Here is a 268-nt window from a genome sequence, read left to right on the forward strand (position 1 = left end):
CCGAAGATCGCCTGCTGCTGATCGGCAGCAATACCGATGCCGCTGTCGCGCACGGCGAACACGATACCGCTGCCAGCCTGGAAGCTGACGTTCATGCTGACCTGGCCACGCTCGGTGAACTTGATGGCGTTGGACAACAGGTTCTTGAGGATCTGCTCCAGGCGCTGGCGGTCCGTGAAGAGGGTGGCCGGCACCTGCGGCTCGACCTTGACCTCGAAGGCCAGGCCTTTGTGGCCGGCAAGCGGCTGGAACATGCCGCGCAAGCCTT

1 protein-coding gene is annotated in these 268 nt (G+C 63.8%); it reads right to left on the minus strand.

Features of this window, described 5'->3' with window-relative positions:
- Nucleotides 1–254: sensor histidine kinase (locus tag R0J88_RS20520; protein WP_410900955.1), on the minus strand; the 254-nt coding region annotated here is incomplete at its 3' end.
- Nucleotides 255–268 lie beyond the last annotated feature (14 nt).

Origin of the sequence: Pseudoalteromonas sp. SIMBA_162, assembly GCF_046535955.1 — a bacterium.
Taxonomy (GTDB): Bacteria; Pseudomonadota; Gammaproteobacteria; order Enterobacterales; family Alteromonadaceae; genus Pseudoalteromonas; species Pseudoalteromonas marina.